The organism is Actinophytocola sp., assembly GCF_050699915.1.
GTDB lineage: Bacteria > Actinomycetota > Actinomycetes > Mycobacteriales > Pseudonocardiaceae > Actinophytocola.
In genome coordinates, this window is record NZ_JBOHGA010000276.1 from 1 (window position 1) to 7,136 (window position 7,136).

General features: G+C 72.3%; 7 protein-coding genes. 3 read left to right on the top strand and 4 right to left on the bottom strand.

The features are described 5' to 3' along the window. The first annotated feature begins 343 nt into the window (after positions 1 to 343). Positions 344 to 1,099, top strand: a complete 756-nt coding sequence (locus tag ACRDSK_RS29990) for an acyltransferase (protein ID WP_431444721.1) — start codon at positions 344 to 346, stop codon at positions 1,097 to 1,099. Here the strand turns inward: ACRDSK_RS29990 and ACRDSK_RS29995 are convergent. The 4 genes from ACRDSK_RS29995 to ACRDSK_RS30010 are packed head-to-tail and all read right to left on the bottom strand — an operon-like array spanning position 1,096 to position 5,480. Next, positions 1,096 to 2,349: a glycosyltransferase family 4 protein gene (locus ACRDSK_RS29995; RefSeq protein WP_431444722.1), complete on the bottom strand. Its 1,254-nt coding sequence runs from the start codon at positions 2,347 to 2,349 to the stop codon at positions 1,096 to 1,098. The genes ACRDSK_RS29990 and ACRDSK_RS29995 overlap by 4 nt on opposite strands. Then, positions 2,346 to 3,851: a 1,4-alpha-glucan branching protein domain-containing protein gene (locus tag ACRDSK_RS30000; protein WP_431444723.1), complete on the bottom strand. Its 1,506-nt coding sequence runs from the start codon at positions 3,849 to 3,851 to the stop codon at positions 2,346 to 2,348. The genes ACRDSK_RS29995 and ACRDSK_RS30000 overlap by 4 nt, the downstream gene beginning before the upstream one ends. Beyond that, the gene (locus ACRDSK_RS30005; RefSeq protein ID WP_431444730.1) at positions 3,848 to 4,603 is read right to left on the bottom strand and encodes a class I SAM-dependent methyltransferase; all 756 of its coding nucleotides are present in this window, start codon (positions 4,601 to 4,603) and stop codon (positions 3,848 to 3,850) included. The genes ACRDSK_RS30000 and ACRDSK_RS30005 overlap by 4 nt, the downstream gene beginning before the upstream one ends. Before the next feature lie 34 nt (positions 4,604 to 4,637). Further along, positions 4,638 to 5,480, bottom strand: coding sequence for a DegV family protein (locus tag ACRDSK_RS30010; protein WP_431444724.1), 843 nt, complete (start codon positions 5,478 to 5,480; stop codon positions 4,638 to 4,640). A gap of 207 nt (positions 5,481 to 5,687) precedes the next feature. Here ACRDSK_RS30010 and ACRDSK_RS30015 point away from each other — a divergent pair, with 207 nt between their 5' ends. Together ACRDSK_RS30015 and ACRDSK_RS30020 are read left to right on the top strand one after the other, a co-directional pair. Further along, positions 5,688 to 6,473, top strand: coding sequence for an electron transfer flavoprotein subunit beta/FixA family protein (locus ACRDSK_RS30015; RefSeq protein WP_431444726.1), 786 nt, complete (start codon positions 5,688 to 5,690; stop codon positions 6,471 to 6,473). Between the two features lie 14 nt (positions 6,474 to 6,487). After that, positions 6,488 to 7,136: electron transfer flavoprotein subunit alpha/FixB family protein (locus tag ACRDSK_RS30020; protein ID WP_431444728.1), on the top strand; the 649-nt coding region annotated here is incomplete at its 3' end.

Below are 7,136 nucleotides of genomic sequence, written 5' to 3' on the forward strand. Positions count from 1 at the left end.
GCTGGCACCAGCGGGCCGACCGCGCCGGCCGCGCCTCGCCGCTCGCGCGCGGAGCGTCGGGCGAGCCGCTCGTTGAGCCGGTCGATCACCTCTTCGCCGTCGCGGCGGCTGCTCAGCACGCTGAACCACAGCGTCATCCCAGAACGAGATGATCCACGGGACCTGCCCGGCGTTGCGGGTCGCCGCGCCCCGAGAGAACAGGACCTGGCCGGAGCGGGTGTGAAGGCGCCGGAGTCGATGGCGCTGGTCACGAGGTACACGACGAGGTCGAAGAACAGCTCCAGCCAGCTGGCACGCCGGTCCGCGGGCTCGGTCACGTTCCGCACGGGTACGGTCAGCGGCTATGACGTCGATGTGGGGCGCGCCGGTCTCCGACCGGATCCGCGGCTGGCGGCGGTCGCGGCGAGACCCCGACCAGGCGCGGTTCCTCACCCTCGACTCGCTGCGCTGGGTGATCCGGAACCGTGCGTGGTCGCCGTGGTACCTCGTTCGGTACTGGCGCCTGCTGCGCTTCCGGTTGGCGAACCCGCACATCGTGTTGCGTGGCATGGTTTTCCTCGGCAAGAACCTGGACGTGCACTGTCGCCCCGGCTACGGCCGGATGGAGATCGGCCGCTGGGTGCACATCGGCGACGGCAACGCGATCCGCTGCCACGAGGGCTCGCTGCGCATCGGCGACAAGGCCGTGTTCGGCCGGCAGAACGTGATCAACTGTTACCTGGACATCGAGCTGGGCGACGCGGCGCTCGTGGCCGACTGGGTCTACATCTGCGACTTCGACCACGTGACGGCTGATATCCATCTGCCGATCAAGGACCAGGGCATCGTGAAGTCCCCGGTGCGCATCGGCCCGGACACGTGGCTGTGCACGAAGGTGACGATCACGAAGGGCACCCGAGTCGGCCGCGGCGCGGTGATCGGCGCCCACGCGGTGGTGAAGGGCGACGTGCCCGACTACGCGGTCGCGGCCGGCATCCCGGCCAAGATCGTCCGCGACCGACTCACGGCGTACGAGGCGGACGCGACCCGCCGAGCCGCGGTCGCCGACATGTCCCGCAAAGCCCAGGCAGCCCTGAAGAAGACCCTCGGCGCGTCCTAGTCGCGGAAGGCGTTGCCTGTTGCGATCTTCGGGCGGCCCAGGGGTGCGTGCTCGCGTACCGCGGCCGACTCGTACACCGTGACCGTCGACTCCGCGATCGTGCGCCAGTCGAACTCCGTGGCCAGGCGGGCGCGGGCCGCCTTCGCGCGGCGGGCGGCCGCGGCCGGGTCCGCCAGCACGGCTCGGATGCTCGACACGATGCCGTCCACGTCGCCCGGCTCCACCGACAGGCCCGTCTCCCCGTCGATCACCAGCTCGGCCAGCCCGCCGGCGGTGGACGCCACCAGCGGCGCGCCCACGGCGGCCGCCTCCAGCGCCGCGATGCCGAACGGCTCGTAGCGGCTCGGCAGGACCACCACGTCGGCCGCCGCCAGGCAGGCCACCAGCGACGGGTCCGGCAGGTGGCCCACGAAATCCACCGACCGTCGCACGCGCAGCTTCCGTGCCTGCTCGACCAGCGCCGCCGCCTGCACGCCCTGACCCGCGACGACCAGCCGCGCACCGGGATGCGCCCGCCGCAGCCGGGGGAGCGCCGCGAGCAGGTCCTGCACGCCCTTCTCCCACTCCAGTCGTCCGAAGTAGACGATCAGCGGCGCGCCGGCGGGGGCGTGCTGGGCTCGAGCGGAACGCACCGCGGACGCGGACACGCGCCATCCGCGCGGCTCGATGCCGTTGTGGATCACCGCGAGCTCGGCCGGCTCCACCTCGAACAGGTGCGCCACCTCGGCCCGCATCGCCGTCGAGCACGTGATCAGCGCGTCCGCCCGGTTCGCCAGCCACCACTCGACCGAGTGCACCTGCTGGTTCAGCCGCTGCGACAGCCACCCGCTGTGCCGGCCTGCCTCGGTCGCGTGGATCGTCGCCACCAGTGGCGCTCCGGCATGCTCCGCGAGCGTGATCGCCGGGTGCGTGACCAGCCAGTCGTGCGCGTGCACCACATCCGGCCGCCACCCGGACAGCAACCCGAGACCGGCGCGGATCATGCCGTGCCCCATCCCGAGCGTCCACGCCACGAGGTCCTTCTCGAACAGCAGGTGCGTCGGGTCCTCGGCCACCCGGATCACCCGCACGCCCTCGACCACCGCGTCCGTGCTCGGGTGGGTCAGCGCGTCGGTGCCCGCCTCGTGCCGGCACAGCACGACCACCTCGTGGCCCAGCGACACCACATGCCGGGCCAGCGCGTGCACGTGCCGCCCCAGTCCGCCGACCACGACCGGCGGGTACTCCCAGGACAGCATCAGCACCTTCACGAGCCGAGCCCCCGCGCGTCCAGGTGCCCGAAGGGCCCGTCCTCGCCGCGCAGCTCGGCCGCCCGCGCCCGGGCCCGCGGACCCGCGCCCGCCCGCACCAGGCTCGCCAGCTCACCGAACCGGTCACCGTGCACCTTCGCCCGCCGGCGCGCGTAGTCGGCCGCCGAGTCCTTCGTGACCATGAACGCCCAGTCGCTCGACAGGGTCAGCAGCGCCTCGCGGACCAGCTGGTCCCGCACCGGATCGCGGACCGCACCGTCCTGTGTGGGCAGTGCGAGCAGCTCGTCCTGCACCGCGGCGCCGTGGGCGACCAGGTCCGACACCTGCTCGCCGTCCCACACGCGCCAGTCCTTGCCCGACCCCCACGACGACGCCGGCAGCTCGACCGGCGAACCCACGTGCCCCGCCTCGATCGCGCCGCGGAGCGTGGTGACCCGCACGCCCGCGGCCGGCAGCGCGCGCAGCACCGCCTCCAGCCAGGCCGGCCCCTCGTGCCACCAGTGGCCGAACAGCTCCGTGTCGTAGGCGGCGACGACCAGCGCCGGGCGGCCGTGGCGCGAACGCAGCGTCCGCAGCCGCGCGACCACGGTGTCGACGAAGTCGGCCGCGTGCCGGGCCACGGCGACGGCGGCGAGGTCCGGGTCGTAGGGCCGCTTGCGCTCCGGCGGCACCTGCTTGCCGGTAACCCGGGAGGGCTTGAGCCCGCTCGGGTGGTCGAACGTGTGGAAGTCGCGGTAGGCCGAGTCACCCGGGTAGCCGGCCCGCGGCGACCACACCCGGTAGGTGACCTCGAGGTCGCGGCCGAAACAGACCACATCGGACTCGCCGACCGGCCGGGCCGCGTACGTGTCGCCGCGCAGGGCCGGTCCGTCCACTAGGAACCGTCGCACGCCGGCGGCCGCGTAACCGTCCTCCATGCCCGGCGCGTAACCGCACTCCGGCGCCCAGATCCCCGCCGGTGCCTGGCCGATCCGCCGCGCGGTGTCCGCCAGTCCGGTGTGGAGGGTGAACCGGCGGACCGGCTCGCGCAGCAGCGGCTGGAACGGGTGGGTGGCCGGACCGCCGAGCAGCTCGACGAGGTCGCCGTCGACCAACGTGCGCAGCACCGGGGAGAACCCGTGCCGCCAGCGCGACTCGAACTCCTCGAGCGCGCGGCCGGCGGCCTGGTGCTCGGCGGCGGCGAGGTCGCGCAGCAGCGGGTCGTCGCCCCGCCACCGCCCGGCCGCGTACCGTGCGCGCAGCTGCCAGTTGCCGAGCCACTCGTGCACCGAGCGCAGCGCGTACGGGTCGTCCAGCTGCGCGGCGAGCACCGGGGTCACGCCCAGCGTCAGCACGTCGCGCCGGCCTTCCTCGCCCAGCCGGCGGACGACGTCGACGACCGGCAGGTAGGAGTTCGCCCACGCCTGGTAGAGCCATTCCTCGCCGACGGGCCACGCGCCGTGGTGGGGGAGCCAGGGCAGGTGGCTGTGCAGCACCAGGCAGAACGAGCCTTCGGCCGTCATGGGCGCCCCGCCACGGCCACGAGGTCCAAAGAGGACTCCAGGTCGGCGGCCGACACGATAAAGTCGCACGCCGTCACGTCCGCGACCGCCGCGCGCAGGTCCGCGGGCCACGGCGTGCCGGCGACCGCGACCCGCACCTGTGCGTCGATGAGCGACCCGCCGAACGCGGCGTCGAGCTCGGCCAGCCGCTGCCCGTGGCAGAGCCCGCCGAGGAACTCGACGGTGAACCCGGCCTCGGTCAGCAGCGAGTCCAGCTCGGCCGGCGCGAGCTCGCGGGTGTGGAACGGGTTCAGCGGCGTGTCCCGGCCGGGGGAGAAGGTGATCCGGTTGGGCGTGGTGACCAGCAGGCGCCCGCCGGGGCGCAGCACCCGGTGGCACTCGCGCAGGAACCCGGCCTGGTCCCACAGGTGCTCGATGACCTGCAGGTTGGCTACGACGTCCACAGTGGACTCACGGATGGGCAGCCCGGCGAGGTTGCCGCGCACCGCCCGCACGTCGGGGTAGGCCTTCGCCACGTGCGCGGCGGTCAGGTGGTCGTAGTCGAGCCCGACCACGAGCCGGGCGTCGGAGGCCAGCAGGTCCGCCCCGTACCCCTCGCCGCACCCGGCCTCGAGCACGACGGCGTCGTGGCAGTAGTCGCGGAGCACGAGGTAGGCCGCCTCGTGCCGGCGGAACCAGTAGTTCTCCTCGGCGATCCCGGGCACGGTGCGCTCGCCGGTCAACGGCAGCGGTTCGACCGCGGGCTGGGACACCACCGCGGCAGGCTACTACGGGGTAGGAAACGGGCTAGGTAGGTGAGATGGTGATGCCTACCGCGCCCGGCCCCACGTGTACCCCGATCGTGGAGCTGACCTCGGTGAACGTGATCTCACGCAGTGACGGAAGGCGTGGCCGCAGGCTGGACATCACGACGTCGGCCCGCTCCTGGGCGCCGAAGTGCTCGACCGCGACGTCGACCTGCTGGCTGCCGGCCTTGCGGACCGCGGCCTCGACTAGCCGGCGCAGCGCCCGCTCGGTGCCGAGCACCCGCTCGAGCGGCGCGACCCGGCCGTTCACCATGGTCAGCAACGGCTTGAGCGACAGGGCGCTGCCGAGCAGCGCGGTCGCCATGCCGATCCGGCCGCCCCGGCGCAGGTACTCGAGCGTGTCGACGTAGATCAGCTCGGTGGCGCCCTCGAGCCGGCGGGTCAAGCAATCCATTACCCGGCGTACGCCACCGCCCGCGCCGGCCACGCGCGCCGCCGCGAGGACGGCGTAGCCCAGGCTCATCCCCGTGGTGTTCGAGTCGACGACGTGCACCGGCACCGGAGACCGCTCGGCCGCCTTCTTCGCGACGTCGACGGTCTTGGACTGACGCGCCGAGACGTGCACGGACACGATCTCGTCGGCCCCGCGGTTCGCCAGATCCTGGTACGCCCAGGCGAAACCGGCCGGGTCGGGCGGCGCGGTGGTGACGTCGAGATCCTCGGTCAGCGCTCGCACCAGCACGTCCTTGGGGACCGCGGGCTCCGCGCGCATGTGCTTGCCGATCTGGATCTGCGTCGGCACGACGGTGATTCCCCACTGCGCCGCTTGGCTCGGGGGGATGCTCGAGGTGGAGTCGGTAACCAGACCTACGCGCCCAGACATGTAGGGATGCTAGCTAATCCATTCGGGTGACTGTGATCAGTTCCACGAAGTCCGCCACCCGCTTGCAACTAAGCTACTGATTAGTAACATACCGGTGGCGGAACACACCGTGCCAAGCCACCGCCCGCGTGGCAAGGTCGGTCCCACCTCGTATTCTTTGGTCGCGCAAGCCGGATGGGCTCGTCATCGGGAGGTCGAAGCAGACCCATGCCAAACATCGTCGTGTTGGTGAAACAAGTGCCGGACACCTACTCGGAGCGCAAGCTGAGTGACGGTGACCACACTCTTGACCGCGACTCCGCCGACGCCGTCCTCGACGAGATCAACGAGCGCGCCATCGAGGAGGCCCTCCAGATCAAGGAGGCGCACGACGGCGAGGTGACCGTGGTGTCCGTCGGTCCCGACCGCGCGACCGACGCGATCCGCAAGGCGCTCTCGATGGGCGCCGACAAGGCGGTGCACGTCGTCGACGACGCGCTGCACGGCGCGGACATGGTGCAGACCGCGCACGTCCTCGCGAAGGCGATCGGCACGATTGAGGGCGTCGACCTGATCATCGCCGGCAACGAGGCGAGCGACGGCACCGGCGGTGCGATCCCGGCGATGTTGGCCGAGCTGCTCGGCTACCCGCAGCTCACCCACGCCCGCGAGGTCACCATCGAGGGCTCGGCCATCAAGGTCACCCGCGAGACCGAGGAGGGCCTGACCCACCTCGAGGCGAACCTGCCCGCGGTCGTGAGCGTCAGCGAGAAGATCAACGAGCCGCGTTACCCGTCCTTCAAGGGCATCATGGCCGCCAAGAAGAAGCCGGTGGAGACGATCGGCATCGCCGACCTGGGCATCGACGCGGGCGAGGTCGGCCTCGCCAACGCGTGGTCCACGGTCGTCGAGGTCGCGCCCAAGCCGCCGCGCGAGGCGGGCCAGCGCGTCGAGGACGAGGGCGATGGCGGCGCGAAGATCGCCGAGTACCTCGTTGGCCAGAAACTCATCTGAGAGGGGATCGAACAATGACCGAGGTTCTGGTCCTCGTCGATCAGCTGGACGGCGAGATCAAGAAGGTGACCTACGAGCTGCTCACCGCGGCCCGCACGCTCGGCGAGCCGAGCGCCGTCGTGGTCGGCGCGCCCGGCACCGCGGCGAAGCTCAAGGAGTCGCTGGCCTCCTACGGTGCGGAGAAGGTCTACGTCGCCGAGTCCGAGGATGCCGCCGGCTACCTCGTGACGCCGAAGGTCGACGTGCTCGCCGCGCTGGTCGAGCGGACGTCCCCGGCGGCGGTGCTCGTCGCGGCCGGATCGGAGGGCAAGGAGGTCGCCGGCCGGCTCGCGGTGCGCATCAACGGCGGCATGATCGTCGACGCGGTCGGCCTGGAGGGCTCGGGCGCCGACGTCACGGCGACGCAGTCCGTCTTCGGTGGCGCGTACAGCGTGAAGTCCAAGGTGGCCAAGGGCACGCCGGTGATCTCGGTGCGGCCGGGCGGCCTGGAGGCCGAGCAGGCGCAGGGCGCGGCCGCCGAGGAGACCGTCGAGGTCCCGGCCGTCGACCCGGCCAAGGCCGCGCGGATCACCGGTCGTGAGCCGGTGGTGGGCGGCGACCGCCCGGAGCTGACCGAGGCGTCCGTGGTGGTCTCGGGTGGCCGCGGCGTGGGCAGCGCGGAGA